Source organism: Paenibacillus albicereus, assembly GCF_012676905.1.
GTDB classification, from domain to species: Bacteria; Bacillota; Bacilli; order Paenibacillales; family Paenibacillaceae; genus Paenibacillus_O; species Paenibacillus_O albicereus.
This window is the reverse complement of sequence record NZ_CP051428.1, coordinates 2,268,671-2,284,976: the sequence shown is the minus strand read 5'-3', so window position 1 is coordinate 2,284,976 and position 16,306 is coordinate 2,268,671. Positions and strand designations below refer to the sequence as shown.

18 protein-coding genes are annotated in these 16,306 nt (G+C 61.6%); 3 read left to right on the top strand and 15 right to left on the bottom strand.

Annotated elements, in window-relative coordinates:
- Positions 1-37: 37 nt before the first annotated feature.
- The 11 genes from HGI30_RS10000 to HGI30_RS09950 all read right to left on the bottom strand — a co-directional run bounded on the left by HGI30_RS10000 (position 38) and on the right by HGI30_RS09950 (position 8,098).
- Positions 38-673 (bottom strand): hypothetical protein, encoded by a 636-nt coding sequence (locus tag HGI30_RS10000; RefSeq protein ID WP_168907427.1) that lies wholly within the window; start codon positions 671-673, stop codon positions 38-40.
- 102 nt (positions 674-775) lie between these two features.
- Complete coding sequence (rpsA, locus tag HGI30_RS09995) at positions 776-2,029, bottom strand: 30S ribosomal protein S1 (RefSeq protein ID WP_168907426.1); 1,254 nt, start codon at positions 2,027-2,029, stop codon at positions 776-778.
- An 84-nt stretch (positions 2,030-2,113) separates the two neighbouring features.
- A complete protein-coding gene (locus tag HGI30_RS09990) occupies positions 2,114-2,683 on the bottom strand; it encodes a lysophospholipid acyltransferase family protein (RefSeq protein ID WP_168907425.1) in 570 nt (189 codons plus the stop codon).
- Positions 2,673-3,386: a (d)CMP kinase gene (gene cmk, locus HGI30_RS09985; RefSeq protein ID WP_407945021.1), complete on the bottom strand. Its 714-nt coding sequence runs from the start codon at positions 3,384-3,386 to the stop codon at positions 2,673-2,675. Before cmk ends, HGI30_RS09990 begins: the two co-directional genes overlap by 11 nt.
- A gap of 32 nt (positions 3,387-3,418) precedes the next feature.
- Positions 3,419-3,673 carry a hypothetical protein gene (locus HGI30_RS09980; protein WP_168907424.1) on the bottom strand — a complete coding sequence of 85 codons (255 nt, stop codon included), beginning with the start codon at positions 3,671-3,673 and terminating at the stop codon, positions 3,419-3,421.
- Between the two features lie 101 nt (positions 3,674-3,774).
- Entirely contained in the window at positions 3,775-4,425 is a 651-nt protein-coding gene (locus HGI30_RS09975) for a flagellar brake protein (RefSeq protein ID WP_168907423.1), read from the bottom strand.
- Positions 4,426-4,543: 118 nt separating this feature from the next.
- The gene (gene ypeB, locus HGI30_RS09970; RefSeq protein WP_168907422.1) at positions 4,544-5,878 is read right to left on the bottom strand and encodes a germination protein YpeB; all 1,335 of its coding nucleotides are present in this window, start codon (positions 5,876-5,878) and stop codon (positions 4,544-4,546) included.
- A 71-nt stretch (positions 5,879-5,949) separates the two neighbouring features.
- A complete protein-coding gene (locus tag HGI30_RS09965) occupies positions 5,950-6,108 on the bottom strand; it encodes a hypothetical protein (protein ID WP_168907421.1) in 159 nt (52 codons plus the stop codon).
- A 57-nt stretch (positions 6,109-6,165) separates the two neighbouring features.
- A complete protein-coding gene (prsW, locus tag HGI30_RS09960; RefSeq protein ID WP_168907420.1) occupies positions 6,166-6,861 on the bottom strand; it encodes a glutamic-type intramembrane protease PrsW in 696 nt (231 codons plus the stop codon).
- Positions 6,862-6,965: 104 nt separating this feature from the next.
- A complete protein-coding gene (locus HGI30_RS09955) occupies positions 6,966-7,574 on the bottom strand; it encodes a genetic competence negative regulator (protein ID WP_168907419.1) in 609 nt (202 codons plus the stop codon).
- A 164-nt stretch (positions 7,575-7,738) separates the two neighbouring features.
- The gene (locus HGI30_RS09950) at positions 7,739-8,098 is read right to left on the bottom strand and encodes a hypothetical protein (protein WP_168907418.1); all 360 of its coding nucleotides are present in this window, start codon (positions 8,096-8,098) and stop codon (positions 7,739-7,741) included.
- 214 nt (positions 8,099-8,312) lie between these two features.
- Between HGI30_RS09950 and HGI30_RS09945 the strand changes: the two genes are divergently transcribed.
- Positions 8,313-9,215 carry a polysaccharide deacetylase family protein gene (locus HGI30_RS09945; protein ID WP_235680376.1) on the top strand — a complete coding sequence of 301 codons (903 nt, stop codon included), beginning with the start codon at positions 8,313-8,315 and terminating at the stop codon, positions 9,213-9,215.
- On the opposite strand, the gene HGI30_RS09940 is transcribed toward HGI30_RS09945, so the two are convergent.
- Positions 9,212-10,129 (bottom strand): metallophosphoesterase, encoded by a 918-nt coding sequence (locus tag HGI30_RS09940; protein WP_168907417.1) that lies wholly within the window; start codon positions 10,127-10,129, stop codon positions 9,212-9,214. The two genes, HGI30_RS09945 and HGI30_RS09940, sit on opposite strands and share 4 nt — an antisense overlap.
- Before the next feature lie 274 nt (positions 10,130-10,403).
- The gene (locus HGI30_RS09935; RefSeq protein ID WP_168907416.1) at positions 10,404-10,997 is read right to left on the bottom strand and encodes a CPBP family intramembrane glutamic endopeptidase; all 594 of its coding nucleotides are present in this window, start codon (positions 10,995-10,997) and stop codon (positions 10,404-10,406) included.
- A 62-nt stretch (positions 10,998-11,059) separates the two neighbouring features.
- Here HGI30_RS09935 and HGI30_RS09930 point away from each other — a divergent pair, with 62 nt between their 5' ends.
- Positions 11,060-11,980 carry a hypothetical protein gene (locus tag HGI30_RS09930; protein ID WP_168907415.1) on the top strand — a complete coding sequence of 307 codons (921 nt, stop codon included), beginning with the start codon at positions 11,060-11,062 and terminating at the stop codon, positions 11,978-11,980.
- Between the two features lie 419 nt (positions 11,981-12,399).
- Complete coding sequence (gene serA, locus HGI30_RS09925) at positions 12,400-13,992, top strand: phosphoglycerate dehydrogenase (RefSeq protein WP_168907414.1); 1,593 nt, start codon at positions 12,400-12,402, stop codon at positions 13,990-13,992.
- A gap of 137 nt (positions 13,993-14,129) precedes the next feature.
- Here the strand turns inward: serA and HGI30_RS09920 are convergent, their stop codons facing one another.
- Positions 14,130-15,569 (bottom strand): HAMP domain-containing sensor histidine kinase, encoded by a 1,440-nt coding sequence (locus tag HGI30_RS09920; protein ID WP_168907413.1) that lies wholly within the window; start codon positions 15,567-15,569, stop codon positions 14,130-14,132.
- 3 nt (positions 15,570-15,572) lie between these two features.
- On the bottom strand, positions 15,573-16,289 hold the full coding sequence (locus tag HGI30_RS09915) for a response regulator transcription factor (protein WP_168907412.1): 717 nt from the start codon (positions 16,287-16,289) through the stop codon (positions 15,573-15,575).
- Positions 16,290-16,306 lie beyond the last annotated feature (17 nt).

The window sequence follows — 16,306 nt, the reverse complement described above, 5'->3', positions numbered from 1 at the left end:
ATTCGCCTCGAAGTACTGCTGGATCTGTCGAAGCACCTTACATCTCTCCTTCGGGTTGTCGGTCTCGAGCCGCGAGCAAGCGGGCAAGCGGGCGGGCGAGCGCTCCGATCGTCAGCGTGGAGACCCGGCAGGCGGCAGCCGACAGCGCCAGACGATCCCACCAGGCCGCGTCCCCGACGACGATCGGTCCCGGCCCGCTTGCGTCGAGCAGCGGATAAAGCGATACGAGTATCGCCGCGCCGGCGAGGATGACGAGCTGATACCGCGCCCGAAGCGACAGCACGGCGGCGAGCATGCCGCCGATCCAAGCCGAATCCCAGCCGCTTCGCACCAAAACGAGCTGAGGCGAGGCAAGGAACAGGCTGTCGAGCCAGATGAGCAAGAAGCCGAGCAAAAACGCGCAGCCGAGCAGGTAAAGCCGATCGGATGCGGAGATGGCCCGCAGCAGCGTCCAAGCAGCGAACGCAACGAGCGCGAGCGCAGCTCCATTTCCGATCATCCTGCCTCCAAGCGGTACCCATAAAAAAGCGAGCGTGACCAGCATCGCCAGCGCGGCTGCACCGTGCCTCGCCTTCAGTCCATCGGCAACTTCCTTGTTCCATCCGCTCGCCAGCAAGATAAGCCCGATGATCGAGAGCTGCGCCGCCGCGAATCCATCGCTGATGGCCGTCATGGCTATCACCTCCACCCGGTTATTATGCGCCCGGCAGAGGGGGATTATCAGCCAAAAAAGCCCTGTTCCGCCAGAAGACGGAACAGGGCTTTAGAAAAAGGCTTAGTTTTTGAATTTGCTCAGCTTGTCGCCGAAGCGCTCGCCAAGGTTGAAGCTCATGCTTTGGTTGCTCAGGGAAACGTTCGGGTTGTCGATCTTCTCTTTGAAGCCGCCGCGATCGGAACGCTCGCGGGCAGGACGCTCGGAGCGAGGAGCTTGCTCCGGAGCTTCTTCCGTTTCCTTGATGCTCAGGCTGACGCGCTTCTCGGATGGGTTGAAGTCGAGGATTTTCGCCTTGACTTCTTGGCCTTCCTTGAGTACCTCTTGAGGCGTCGCCACGTGGCGGTGAGCGATTTGGGAAACGTGCACGAGGCCTTCCACGCCTGGAGCGATCTCAACGAACGCGCCGAAGTTCACGAGGCGGCGAACGGTACCCGTTACGATGTCGCCCGTCTTGAACTGGCCGTTCACGGATTCCCAAGGACCTGGCTGCGCCGCTTTGATGCTCAGGCTGATCTTGCCTACGGAAGGATCCAGCTTGAGTACCTTCACGCGGACGGATTGGCCTTCCGATACGACGTCCTTCGGATGAGCCACATGCTGCCAGGACATCTCGGATACGTGCACCAGGCCGTCTACGCCGCCGATATCGACGAATGCGCCGAACGGAGTCAGACGCTGAACCGTACCTTCGAGCTCTTGGCCCACTTGGAGGTTTTCCATGACTTTTTGCTTGTTTTGCTCGAATTCCGCTTCCAGGACTTCTTTGGCGGAAAGGATGATCTTGTTGTTCTCGCGGTCGATCTCTTTGATCTTGACTTTCAGGGTACGACCTTTGTAGTCTTTGAAGTCTTCGACGAAATGACGCTCGACCATCGACGCCGGGATGAATCCGCGTACGCCGACATCAACGACAAGACCGCCTTTGACTACGTCTGCAACCGTCACTTCGAGAACCTCGCCGGCTTCGAATTGAGCTTGCAGGGAGTCCCAGGATTTTTCTGCGTCCACGGCTTTTTTGGAAAGCAGCAGCTTTTCCTTCTCGTCATCGATCGTGATGACTTTCAAGGTCAGCTCATCGCCGAGCTTGACGACGTCGTTCGCGCTGTCCAGCTGAACGGAGCTCAGCTCGCGCAACGGAATGATACCGTCATATTTATAACCGAGGCTTACCGTTGCCTGGTTGTCTTCGACTTTCACGATGGTGCCGGTTACGATGTCGCCCTTTTTCAGGGTGACGATGTTCTCCAGCTCATCTTGGCTGAGACCTTGCTGAGATTCTTGGACAGAGTCCTGGATTTTTGTTTCTTCTGACATCGAAATTACCTCCTCAGTTCATACCCCAACTTTATTTAAACCCAAATTGCACTGTTGAATCAGGAATAAGGGATTAAAACATGTTCAGTCGCGAAGCTTGGCGATGTCTCTCATGATCTTGGCCGTGACCTGCTCCAGCGTGTCTCCGGAAGAAGAATGGATGAATTCGGACAAATCCACCGGAGGCCCATAGATGACGCGGGTCTTGCCGAACAATCGATAGGAGCCGACGATCGCCACCGGAATGACGGTCGCTCCGCTTCGCATCGCGATCATGGCGGCGCCTTTTTTGGCTGCGTCGCCGCCGCTGTTGCGGGTGCCCTCCGGGAAGATCCCCATCACGCCGCCTGCCTTGAGCAGAGCGATGGCCGTGCGGATCGACTCCTTGCTCACGCCGCCGCGCTTCACCGGAAAAGCTCCGAGTCCCTCGATCAGCTTGCCCAGCACGGGAACCTCGAACAATTCCGCCTTGGCCATGTAATGCACCTTTCGGTCCAGCTTGATGCCGACCGTCGGCGGATCGAAGTTGCTGATGTGGTTGGAGCACAGGATGACAGGACCTTCGGCGGGAACGTGCTGCAGCCCCTCGGCCTTCAGCCGGAACAGGACGGTATAGGCGCCTCTCAGCACGCCGCGGCAAAATTCATAGAGCATCCTGCTTCGCCTCCGCCAGTTTCTCAAGGGCCATCTCCCGAATTCGCGAGACGACCTCGTCTGCCGGGATGCCCGTGCTGTCCAGCAGCACGGCGTCATCGGCCTGGATGAGCGGGGATACGGCCCGTCCCATGTCCTTGCGGTCCCGCTCCTCGATCTCCCGCTCCATCACCTCCAGCGTAATGCCGAGCGAATCCCCGGCTTCGCGGTGGCGACGGCGCGCGCGCTCCTGCACGCTCGCGGTCAAGTATACCTTGAGCTCGGCGTCCGGCAGCACATGGGAGCCGATGTCGCGTCCGTCCATGACGACGCCCTTGGCGGCGGCAAGCCCCCTCTGCATCTCGACGAGCCGGACGCGCACGCCGTCGATCGCGGCCACTCGGGAGACGTGAAGATTGACATCTCGGGAGCGGATGCGATCCGTGACATCCTCGCCGCCGAGCAGGACGATCTGTCCCTCGGGCCCTGGGGCGAGCCGGATGTCGAGCTTGCGGGCATGCGCGGCTACCGCTTCGTCGTTCTCGATATCCAGCCCGGCTTCCCTGGCGCTCCAGGTTACGGCACGATACATGGCCCCCGTGTCGATATAAATATAGCCTAGTGCCTCGGCAACGCTCCGTGCGACGGTGCTCTTGCCGGCACCGGCGGGTCCGTCGATCGCAATGTTGATGCGTTCGTCCATCCCGTCGTGATGGATAGTCAAGATCGGTTCCTCCAAGCAGCATCTAAGGTACGTTAGTCATCCAAAATCAGTAAAAAAGCAGGCTTTGCCTGCCCACCGATTATATCACAGTCAACGGATGGATGCAAAACGGTTAGCGGCCTATCGCAAATCCCGGCGCCTAGCCGCTCGCCCTCGTCCGCTCTCCAGACGGCAAAGCCAGGAATTCCGCTTAACGCATGCAGTCCAGCCTGAGCTGCAATCGCCGCCGCCAGCAGCACGGCGGCCGCTGACGCCAGCCAAGCGGTCGGCGCATCTAGCCGCTTCATTTCCGTTCTCCTTTCGCCGTCCCGCCGCGAGCCGGGCTGCCGCAGTTAGCATGTGCTGGAAACGGGAAACTATGCGATGGCGGTCATGCAAGCTGGCCTTCCTACTTGCGGAGCTCCAGCTGCCGTTCGAAGCAGCAGCGGATGATCTTCTGGCGGTCCGGCTCCGAGATCGTCGTGAACTTGACCATCGCCTGCTTGCGCCCGTTCTCCAGCACCTTGACTCGAATGATCTCGCTCTTGAAGAAGGCGTGCTCGACCACGCCGTTCTTGAACGGAACGAGCAGCCAGCATTCGAGCTCCATGCCGTTCTCGAGCAGGCGGCTGGCTTCGCAATGGAACGAGATTCCCCCGCCGCCGACGTCGTCGGTGATGCCGATGAACCGATGCTGCCCCCGCACGCTCACCGCCAGCTCCAGCTCGGCCGGGACGCGCAGGAAGCTTCGCCGCTGAATGCGGGTCATGCTGCTTTCTTCTGCCTTGCGGATGCGGATGAGCCGCAGGACGTCGTCCCGATAGCCGGTCACGTAGGAATTGAAGTAGTGCTTGACTCCGTCCGGGCTGATGATGTAGATCGACAGCTCGTCTCCGAGGTAAAGCTTGCGGAGCTTGCCGCTCGGCTCGTGGATTGGAATCTCCATGTACAAGGAATCCGCGTCCTCGTCCGCCACCCTGGACTTGAAGACGGACTGGGCTTCCTCTTCGTCGGAGGAAGCGACCTGAATGAACAGGAAATCGTTGATTTTAGGCAGCAAAAAAGGCCCCCCTCCCCTAATGCCATGATTATAGCATGTCGGATGAAAGGGAGCCAGATGGAATGGATCGCCGCGTCAGGAGCAACTCGCCCGCGGCTTCGACGGAGCCTGGATGCGGTCAGGCTTCCGGAATTTCTTCAACTGCTTCCTCGGCGCCTGTTTCGGCATTCATGTAGACCCGATAGGCGAATCCATTGCTTTTGCCCTTGTATTCGTAGCAAAGCACTTCTTCGTTGTCCTCGTTCTTGATGAGCGCGAGGCGGCCGGCTTTGCCGCCCATCGCTTGCGTCAGGCCCTTGCGGGCCTCGCTCTCGGCCAGAGCCGGCTTCGCCAGGTCGCGCTTCTTGTGGGCGTAGACATAGTCGCCTGCCTGCAGGCCGACGATCTCCCCGTTGTCGAGAGCGACCTTGACGGTGATCTTGTCCGGATACAGGAGCACGCCATCCTGCTTGGCGACATAGGTGAATACGCCCTCGTTGCCGAACTCGTCGTAAGTGACCGGTTCCATCTGCTTGTATCCGTGCTTGTCGAGGAATTCAGCCGCGCTGCTCCTGGCCTCGGCCAGCTGCAGCTTTTTGTCGGCGATGTCGCGCGGCTTGACGAACCAAAGCAGGTCGCCGCCGCGGTAGGTGAAGTCCATCGCGATGTCCTTGCCACTACCTTTTTCTACGACCGCGGAGTAGGAAGCGTAAGGGGTGCCCTTGCCGTTCTCCGTCACCTTGATCGGCGCGTCCGAGCCGAGGCCGAGGAACGCGGCCGCTTTGCGCTTCACGTCTGCGGCCGTCACCGGCTTGCCGGACAGCATGCTGACCGTCCGCTTCTCGTACAAGCTGGACACCGTAGGACCCCAGTCGATCGAGTCGTACTGGCCGACCTTCGAGTCGACGGTCTTGAAGCCTTCGACGATCGCGTTGCCGGACTGCTCCCGGTCGGCCGCCAGGGCTGTCTCGACATCCATCCAGCGGAGCTTGTCCTGCAGCACCTTGCTCTGCACCTGCTCGAGGTCGCGGTTGATCTCGGACGACTTGTCAAACAGCGTTTGCATCGTCTTCATCTCGCCGTCCGACAGCGGCTGCTTGGTCAGATCGCGCATCGACGCCTTGTAGGCGAAGTTGGAGATATGGGACAAGAAGTCGCCGGTTTTCTGGAAAGGCATCATCCGGACCGGAAGCTGATTGATCTCGCTCTGAGCCTGGCTCGTCAGCCGCCACACGTTCACGAGGCTCTTGCGCTGGAAGTTCTGCGAGCCGGCGTTGACGGCCAGCGTCGTGCCGAGCTGGTGTTGAAGCCGGTCCATGTGGTAGCTCAGTTCATGGAACGCTTTCTGGTATTGGTTCTCGGCCTTGATGAGGATGGAATTCTTTTCCTGATGCTCCTGGTACCCCCAGTAAGCCGCGCCGATGAGCAGGAGCGTCATGATGGGAAAGAGCACGCTGCTGAGTCGTTGGTACATAAAGCACAAGCTCCTTTCTTCTGCCAAACCTGGGGTTAGTTTGGGTAGAGGAAAGGAGCTTTATGCACCGATCATAGGGGCATTTCTTCGATTTCGAAATCGTCGGTGTTGTTGCAAAGGCATTGCTTGAAGCCGGTATCCACCCTTACTCCGTCCCTTCTGCCTCGCAGGACGAACTTCTCGCCGCAGATGCGGCAGCGGATGCTCACCTTGACTCTCGCCTCCTCCATGACGGACCTCCTCTCGTACGCGATCGGCCGCTCTACTCCGCAGTATGGACCGATTCGTCAGAGCTTAACCCCTTCTTCCCGTCCCACGATGCGGAACGGAGAACGCGCGTTGGCCCGGCCGATTTTGACGAGTCCCCAGATCCAGAGGAAAGCCATGAACGGAACGATGCCCCATGCGATCTCGCTGATCTCCGAGGTGATGATCCAGTCGTAGAGGCCGTGCAGGCCGACAGGCAGCAACAGCGAGACGGCCAGCAAGCGGCGCGCGCTGCGGCGAGGCGCGAATTTGGCCTTGCCGAAGTAATAGCCCATCATGATGCCGAACAGCGCATGGCCGGACACGGGCAGCAGCGCGCGCAGCATGAGCGTCGTGAAGGTGGAAGGGAAGTAGACGGCGTAGAGGATGTTTTCGATCGTCGCGAAGCCGAGCGAGATGCTGGCCGCGTAGACGATGCCGTCGTACGGCTCGTCGAATTCCGTATGGTTGTAGATGATATGGTAGAGGACGAACCACTTTACGACTTCCTCCACCCCGCCGGAGAGGCCGAAGGAAAACAACAGCGGATGGCTGCCGAGAAAGAGCTCGATGCCTCTCTGGATCACCATGATGGGCACGACGATGAGCATGCCCGTCAAGAACAGCTTGAGCACGAGGTGGATCGGCTCGCTGTCGTAGCGGTCTTTGAGATAGAGATAGGTCAGCAGCGCGACTCCCGGCGCGATCGCGGCAGTCAGGATGGAGAACAGCAGCAAGCGTCGTCACGCCTCCTTTGGGACATCGCTATAGGATCAGCACAAAAAAGGAGCACTCGCTCCGGCAGGCCGGCGAACGCGAATGCTCATTGTCGCTGGGATGGTTAAGAAAAATGAAGGCAAAGCTCGCGTACCGCATCGGCAGGCATGATGACCTTGCCGTATTCGTCGAGCACGGCGGACGTGACGGAGGTCGCATCGCCGTATTCAGCCAGCACGGCGATCATCGCGTTCTGCACGCCGGCATCCGTCGAAGCCGTATCGAAGGCGATAATCCAGCGTCCGTGGTAGGAATACAGCTTCCCTTCCTCGGTCAGTCCGGAAGCCTTCAGCTGCTTGGCGGCAGAGATGACGTCCTCGAAATCGCGGAACGAGTACATGATCGTGTCGCTGGATTCCAGCGTCACTTCCATTTCGTACATCTCTTCGTCCGCTTCGTCTTCGTCCATGCGGCCGTTGCTGCTGACATTGACCTTGCCGCGGGTCACGATGACGACCATGCCTTGAGCGGGCATGGCGATCACCTCTACCGCCAGCGGTCCGTTGGCGTCGAAGCCGAGTTCCGAATAGGCCTGGTCCATCATTTCGCTGAACAGCTCGTGCACTTTCGGTATCTCGCGCCACATGTCGTCCTTCTGGATCCCGCGCTCCAGCAGGTCGTCGAACGTCAGAAAAATACGAATTTTGTCTTGCCCCAGCCGTTCGATCTTCATGACAGGATCCTCCTCTGCAGCATCGGATATAACAGCGTATGATGCACAAGCCATAAGGTGCGGCATACGTGCCATATGACTATATTACCATTTCCCGCCGAGGAATGCATCCGCACGGCAAAAAAACAGCCGCCCCGCCAATGGCGGAGCGGCTGCCGCTCGGTTCAATGCGGAGGCAGGACGGCGCCCGCTTCGGCGAGCAGCTTGTCGGTCTCCTTCTTGACCGCAGGATCGCTGCTTACAAGCGCCGCGATCTGGGCCCAAGCCTGCGCGTCGCCGGCATGCGGAGCGTCCTCCTCCCGGCGAACGGCCGCAGCCGGCTTCGGGCTGGCGCTGCGGGCTGACGCTGCAACGACGCCCTTGCCGCCGCGCAGCGCTCCCGCCATCGACTTCCTGACGACGCCCGACCACAGCTGACCGGCTACGACGCCGGCCGCCGACGCCAATCCGGGCCGCTTGCGAGCTACGTAAAGCGTTGCAGCGGCACCGGCGATTCCACCAGCAATGAACGTTCCCAGCCTCATGGGCAATTCCTCCTTCGCTCAGACGCCAGGGGGCGCCTTTCGCTTCGACTTGATGCCGGTAGCATGCCCTTGCCGCAGCCGCTTCATGCCTCGTCGTCCAGGTCAGGGATTCATGCGGCGGCGCGCTGTTTATTATGGTAGAATGAGCATCTTGGCGCGCCGCCGATCCGGCCGGCCCGCCGCCCTATACTGAGGCATCTGGAGGGAAATCGTCTTGACCAACCATCGCCGCTATGCGGCTTCGCTGCGCTTTGCCGCATGCGCCGCGGCAGCCATGTCGCTGCTTGCCGGCTGCGCCGGAGGAAACGGGGCCCCCTCGGCCACCTCCGTCCCGTCTCCAGCATCTTCTGCCGCCGTCCCTGCCGCTTCCGAGGCGGCGCCTACGTCGTCGCCCGCCCCGTCGCTCGCGCCGAGCGCATCGCCTGCCCCGTCCGCGGAGCCGCCCGTTTCGCCGGAGACTGCCGAGACGCTATACCGGATGAGCGACAAGTCCTACCGCTTCGAGCCGATCGGTTCCGCTGCGGCCAAAGCCGTGCTCCTGACCTTCGACGACGGCCCCAAGGAAGAGGCGATGCTGACCCAGATGCTCGACACGCTGGACAAGCATGGCGCCAAGGCGATCTTTTTCGTCAACGGCTACCGCGTCGAGGAGAGTCCCGAGCTGCTGAAGCTGATTCAAGACCGCGGTCAGACCGTCGGGAACCATTCGTGGGACCACATCGCGCTCAGCAAAAAAAGCAAGGCCGAGGTGCAGAAGCAGCTCGGCGACGTGCAGGATATCGTGGAGAAGACGATCGGAGAACGCCCGGAGTTCTTCCGCCCGCCGCATGGAGCCGGCGGCGACGTCGGCAAGCAGGTCGCCAAGGAAGAAGGCATGCTCTACATGACCTGGTCCAACGGATCTCTTGATTGGGACTTGAAGGCGACGAAGAAGGATCCCCAGCTCGTCATCGAGCAGGTGCTGTCCCAGCTGCATCCCGGCGCCAACATCCTCATGCATGAGCTTCAATGGACGGCCGACGGCCTGGATTCCCTGCTGACCAAGCTGGAGGAAAAAGGGTACGGCTTCATCGATCCTTCGACGATCGAGCTGCCGGACGGCGCCGCAGGCCGCTAACGGTCCGAATCGGAGCGGGTGAGCCGAAGCAGATGGATTTCCGGCGGACAGTTCAGCCGAATCGGCGCCTTGGAGGTGCCGTAGCCCGAGCTTACGAGCAGCCGGACCTTTCGGGGTCCGGCTTTTGGCGCGGCGGCCGGCCCTGGCAGATCGAACCACCCGGCCCGGAATTTGCGCACGCTGGAGCTCCGCATCGCCGGACCGAGCAGCGGCAGGAGAATCTGGCCCCCGTGCGTGTGGCCGGACAGCATGAGGTCCGCTTCCACCCCTTCATGCCGGCTGCGGTGCGCGAGGATCGGATCATGCGCGAGCAGGACGGTGAACGGCATCGTTCCGTCCGGCTCCGGCAGCGGGGCGTTGGCCTTCGCCCTGTCGCAAGCGGGCAGCGACAGCGCCTCGCCGAGACGGTCGCGCTTCGTCCGCGGATCGTCCGTGCCCGCCAGCCGGAAGGCTTCCCTGCCGACCAGCCGGACGTACTCGTGCCGATTGCGCAGAACGAGGACGCCTGCCGCCTCGAGCACGGACCGCAGCTCCTCGATCTCTCCGTCGTAATCGTGGTTGCCGTATACGGCATAGGCCGGAGCGATGCTTCGCAGCAGCGCCATGTTCGACCTCACCTGCTCCAGACTGACGCCCTTCTCCCGGACATCGCCGCCGATGAGCACGAGCTCGGCTCCTCCGAGCGCTTCGACCCGGGCAGGCAGGTCCGAGTCGAGCCGGCGCCGGTGGATGTCGCTGATGAACAGCACCCGCAGCCCGTCCAGAGCGGAGGGGAGCCGCTCCAGCGGCACTTCTTCCCGGACGATGTCCGACCCTCTCGCCTCTTCGAGCATGAGCCGGACGACAGCACGCAGCCCCAGCGCCGCCGCGATCGCCAGCGCGGCCGCAAGGACGGTCCAGACGGTTGCATTCATGGCAAGGCACCGATTCCTTTCCCGATCGCGGCCCCTTCCGGCGCTGACGGATCGAACAGGCTCCTCCCCCAGAAAAACAGGCAGCCGGAGAGGACGATGAACAAGAACAGCAAGGCGCGCAGAAGCATCCGGTACCGCTTCGGCCGAAGCGAGGGATGCCTGCCGCGGCGAGGCGGCATTCCTCCGTCTTGGGCCTCGTTTTCCGCGAGCCGCTCCGCCGATGCAGGGGGAGCCTCTTTATGCGGTCTCCTGCGCCCGAATTTTTCCACCCGGCTCATGCTTCCCTCCTGAATCGGATGATGAGTCCCATGATGAAATCGATCGCGAAATGGGCGGCGATCGGAGCCCAAAGCGTGTCGGTCTGCATGTAGATCCATCCAAGCCCGTAGCTGATGCCGAAGACGAGTCCGGTCGGGATCCAGTGCTTGAGGTAGCGGACATGGATCGCCGCGAACAGGATGCTGGTCCAGTACGGGCCTAAGCTGTGCTGGATCGCGCCGCGGAACAGCATCTCCTCGCACACGGCGACGACAAGCGACAGCAGCGCGATATGCCAGACCGGCCGGCTGCGGAAAATGCGCTCGTTGACGCCGCCGTCATCCGCCGCCTCCTCCGGCACCCAGCGGGACAGGATCAGGTCGACCGCGAGCACGGCGAGAGCGAATCCGAAGCCCCAATAAAGGAAGCTGGCGCCGGAAGGAAGCCCGAGCAGCGCAAACGGATTGCGGCCCTGAAAAAAACACCAGGCCAAGCCGATAACTAGGGTAACCGCTTGTGTGACATACAGGTTGAGCAGCAGCATGCGGTCCGACAGCTCGTCGACCGAGACGCTGCGGACACGGATGTTGCGAATATCGAATTTTTTCATGAAGTCCCGCCTGTCTTGAAGTAATCACGGCCGACAATCAACCGATCGCAAGGAGAAATCGTATGGACAAACATCTGAACCGCTATCAAATGCTTTTCACGCTCGGCTTCATCTTCATGCTCGCCTTGGCGGTAGGCGCGTTCTTCGCCGGTGTCGAAGTCGGCTCTTCCCGTACGGAGTCCCGCTACGAGGCCAAATCCCTTCGTGCCGCCGCGGCAAAGACGGCTGCCGCCTATACGCAGCAGGATCTGGTATCCTTTTATCATACCGTATTTTCGCCTTATCGTGAATTTCAGAGCGAATGGCTCAAGATGGAAAGCCGTCTCGAAGCCCGCTCCAGCACCCCTTCCGTCGGACAGCTCGAGCAGCTCGGCGAGCTCGCTTCAAAAAAGCGCAAGGAAATCGAAGCGGTCTCGCTGGAGGCGAGAGGCAGCCTGCTGACCGAAGCCCGCGCCGACTACCTGCACAGCCTCGACCGCTTCGCCGAAGCGGCCGCGCGCCAGAAGTCCGCCGCAGTCGGCAGCAGTCCGGACCGCTTCCTGTCCGCCCTGCGCGCGGACAAGGATTACAAGCAAGCAGCCGCGGAGTCGCTCTCCGGACAGAACCGGTATTATTCCGCGATGCTCGCATGGGCGTCCTCCGCCCGTCCCGCCATTCCCAAGCAGGCCGAACTGACCGGAACCGTCAGCCTCGCCAAGTGGAGCTCGAGCCCGCTCGCGGTCAAGAACAAGCTTGTCGCCGACCTGCTCAGCAAGCGGGGCCAGATGAGGGATTACTTCCCGCAGGACCTGGCCGGGGCGGTGGACCAGCTGATCGAATCGGGCGAAGCGGCCAAGCTCGGCCTGACAAGCTTCCAGGACGCGGTCGAGCTGCTGAGCGGCACCGGGGCGGTGCGCAGCGGCGACTTCTGGCAGATCAAATCCCGCCTGTACAGTTCCGAAATGCTGCCGCAGCTGCCGTTTTTCCTTCCGCCAGAAAGCTGATTCGGGTCTTCCAGAATGATAGCTAAAATTTATAGGGCCAGCAAGTTTTCTCGTTGCATTTGAGACAACACCGCTTTAGAATAGTAAAGGTCAGCCTTCGGTTGCAGAATGCGCGGTTTCTCGACAGATCCCGCTGCATTCTGCGTTTGCAGCATGAGGCGCTCTAGCACGGACAAGCATTGAAGCCATACAGAAGCCGCACGAACGGGCGGCTCCCGTATGCGATGGAAGCGAAGGAGGCTTGCCGCCTCGCCTTCGCGGAAGAGAAGCCCGTCCCGGCTGGACACGCTGACGTCCGGGCGGTTTTTTTCTTCTTGGCACGCCAGCATACACTTTCCATAGCATGACCCGGCCCGGACGGCCCTGCCAGGACGTCCCGCCTGCTGTATGCAACCACCATTCGCTAGGAGGCATTCCCCATGTTCAAAGTGTTAGTATCCGATCCGATCAGCGATCTCGGCATCCAGCAGCTCATGGACGCCGAAGACGTGACGATCGACAAGAAGCCCGGACTGAGCGAGGACGAGCTCGTCGCCATCATCGGCCAGTACGACGCGCTGCTCGTCCGCAGCCAGACCCGCGTCACCGCGAGAGTGCTCGAAGCCGGCTCCTCCCTCAAGGTCGTCGGACGCGCGGGCGTCGGCGTCGACAACATCGACCTGCCGGCCGCGACGAGCAAGGGCGTCATCGTCATCAACGCACCGGACGGCAACACCATCACGACATGCGAGCATACCTTCGCCATGATGATGGCGGTCGCTCGGCATATCCCGCAAGCGTACGCCAAGACGGTCGGCGGCGAATGGGACCGCAAGTCGTTCGTCGGAGTCGAGCTGCGCGGCAAGACGCTCGGCGTCGTGGGCATGGGACGGATCGGCAGCGAGGTCGCTCGCCGCGCCAAGGCGTTCGGCATGGACATTCTGGGCTACGATCCGTTCCTGACGGAAGAAAAAGCCGAGAAGCTCGGCGTCAAGCTCGCCAGCGTGGATGACATCGTGCGCGGCGCCGACTTCATGACGGTGCACACGCCGCTGACGCCGGAGACGCGCCACATGATCGGCGCGGAGCAGTTCAAGGTGATGAAGCGCGGCATGCGCATCGTCAACTGCGCGCGCGGCGGCATCGTGGACGAGTACGCGCTTGTCGACGCGGTCAACGAAGGCATCGTCGCCGGCGCGGCTTTCGATGTATTCGAGGTGGAGCCTCCAGCGGCGGACCATCCGTTCCTGACCCATCCCAAAATCATCGTCACGCCGCATCTTGGCGCTTCGACGATCGAAGCTCAGGAGAACGTCGCCATCGACGTCTCCGAGCAGGTGCTGCACATCCTGCGCGACGAGCCGTTCCTGAACGCCGTCAACATGCCGCCTGTCGCGGCGGCCGTCATGACCCAGCTCCAGCCTTATTTCGAGCTTGGGGAAAAGCTCGGCTCCCTCGCCGCTCAGATCGCGGACGGACCGGTCGGAGAAATTACGGTGGGCTTCTCCGGCGATCTGGCCGAGCTCGACACGCAGCCGCTCACCCGCTACATCGTCAAGGGCATCCTCGCCCATCATCTGGGCAGCGATCAGGTCAACATCATCAACTCGCTGCATCTGGCCAAGGAGCGCGGAGTGAACGTCGTGGTGAACAAGTCTCATGCCGCCAAGGACTTCACCAACCTCGTCAGCGTCACGCTCAGCAGCCGCGGCGAGACGACGCATGTCGCCGGCACGCTGCTGACGGGCTACGGCCCGCGCATCGTCCAAGTCAACGGCTACACGGTCGACGTCGCTCCATCCGGCCATCTCGTCTTCATCTCGCATCATGACCGTCCAGGCATCATCGGGCGCATCGGCACGCTGCTCGGCTCCAACGATGTCAACATCGCCACGATGCAGGTCGGACGTCAAGTCGAGGGAGGCGCCGCCATCATGGTGCTGACCGTCGACAAGGGCGTGCCGAAGCCGGTGCTGGCGGAGATGATCCAGCTCGACGAGCTCAAATCCGCCAAGGAAGTCACGCTGTACTGATTCAACCCGACCAAGCGCAAGGCCGTCCATGCCAGGACGGCCTTTTTCGTTTTTTCCGGGAGCGTTCGCGCGTTTGTTCCACATGCAACAAGATTTGCCCCTTTGCTTCAACAAAAAAACACCCTTCGAAAAGGGTGTCAAGACAAGATCGGATTCGGTTCGACAGGCAGCAGCAGCGTGAATGTCGTGCCTCGTCCGATTTTGGACTGGACCTGGATGCTTCCGTGGTGGGCTTCGACGATGTTGCGGACGATCGCCAGGCCGAGCCCGGTTCCTCCGGAGGAGCCGCGCTTGCGAGCCTTGTCCGCCTTGTAGAACCGCTCGAAGATGAACGGCACGTCCTCCTCCGGAATGCCCTGGCCTTCGTCCTCGACCTCCAGCTTCGCTTGCCGGCCTCCCTGCGCTCCGCTCATCCCGAGAGCGAGGCGGATGCGCGAGCCGTCGGGACTGTGGCGCACGGCATTATCGAGCAGATTGGTCAGCACTTGCTCCAGCCGGTCCTCGTCCGCCTGCATGAGCACGACCGGCTCGTCCGGGGCTTCCACCTCCAGGAGGATGCCCCTGTCTCCCGTGTACACGCTGAATTTGCGCGCGACCCGCCGCAGCAGCGGGTCGAGGTCGACACGGGCCAGGCTGAGCTCCACGTGACCGGCCTCCATGCGGGCCAGATCGAGGAGATCCTTGACGAGGCGGCCCATGCGCAGCGACTCGTCGTGGATGACCTGCACGAGCTCGCGTCGCTCCTCCGGCGATGCCGCGATGTCGTCCAGCAGCGCCTCGCTGTAGCCTTGCAGCATGGATAGCGGCGTCCGTATTTCATGGGATACGTTGGCCACGAAATCCCGCCGCAGCTTCTCCAGCCGATGCTCCTCCGTCACGTCGCGGAGCACCGCGACGACCCCGCGCACCGTATCGTCAGACTTGAGCGGCGCCATGACGACCGACCAGACTCCTCCTTGCACCTGCAGCTTTTCGCTCAGGTCGCTGCCCTCCGCGATGACGGTGCGGAACAGCTCCCTCAGCGGCCCTGGCGCGGCATCGGGCGCGGCCGCCCGATCCTCTTCTTCGTCCCAGTCTGCCATGCGAAGCCGCTCCAGCAGGCGCTCGCCGGGAGGATTGGTCAGGACGATCCGACCGGAAGCATCCATCGTGAGCACCGCGTCGGCCATGCTGCGGAGCACACTCGACAGATGCTCCTTCTCGTGGCTCAGATCGGTGAAGAACTCCTGCAGGTCCGCTCCCATCCGGTTGAACGCCCCCGCCAGCTCGCCGATTTCGTCCGAGGACCGGATCGGCACGCGCGTGCGGTAGTCCCCCTCCGAGATCAGGTTGGCCGCGTCCTTGAGCTGAAGCAGCGGCTGGGTGATCTTGCTGGAGAGGAAAAAGGCGAAGAACGTGGACAGCAGGAACCCGATGATTCCGATGTAGACGAACAGCAGCTTGACCCGGAACGGCTCGTCAAAAGCGATATCGATATACTGCAATAGGAACATGCCGAGTATAATCAGCACGACCGCCACGAGCAGCATGATCGTAATCCACAGCTTGCCGACGACGCTTCTCCACAGCCAGCGCATCGGTTACTTCGGAACCTCGAGCTTGTAGCCGACTCCCCAGACGGTCGTAATCATGGCAGCCGCTTCCGACGAGACTTTGTTGAGCTTTTCCCGCAGCCGCTTCACATGGGTGTCGACCGTGCGCAGATCGCCGAAGAACTCGTAGTTCCAGACGTCCTTGAGCAGCTCCTCGCGCGAGAACACCTTGTCCGGACTGACGGCCAAATAATGGAGCAGCTCGTACTCCTTGGGCGTCAGGCTGACTTCCTGCCCGCCGGCGGTGACGCGATGGGCATCATGCTCGATGACCAGATGAGGAAAGACGATATTGCTGCTCGCCGCGCTCTCTCGCGTCAGGAACGCGGTAGCGGAAGAGCGGCGCAGGATCGCCTTGACCCGGTAGATGATCTCGCGCGGGCTGAACGGCTTGACGACGTAGTCGTCCGCGCCGACCTCGAAGCCTTGCACGCGGTTCATCTCCTCTCCCTTGGCGGTGAGCATGATGACCGGAGTGGCCTTGATCTGCCTGAGCCGGCTGCACACCTCGATGCCGTCCATGCCCGGAAGCATGACGTCAAGCAGGATCAGATCGAAGTCCTGGCCGGAAGCGAGCCTCAGCGCCTGCTCGCCGTCATCGGCTTCCTCGATCTGGTAGCCTTCCTTTTCCAGGTACATTTTCAGCAAGCGACGGATCCGCTCCTCGTCGTCGACGACGAGGATGCGGTGCACGTATTCACTCATGCGGCACGGCTCCTTTG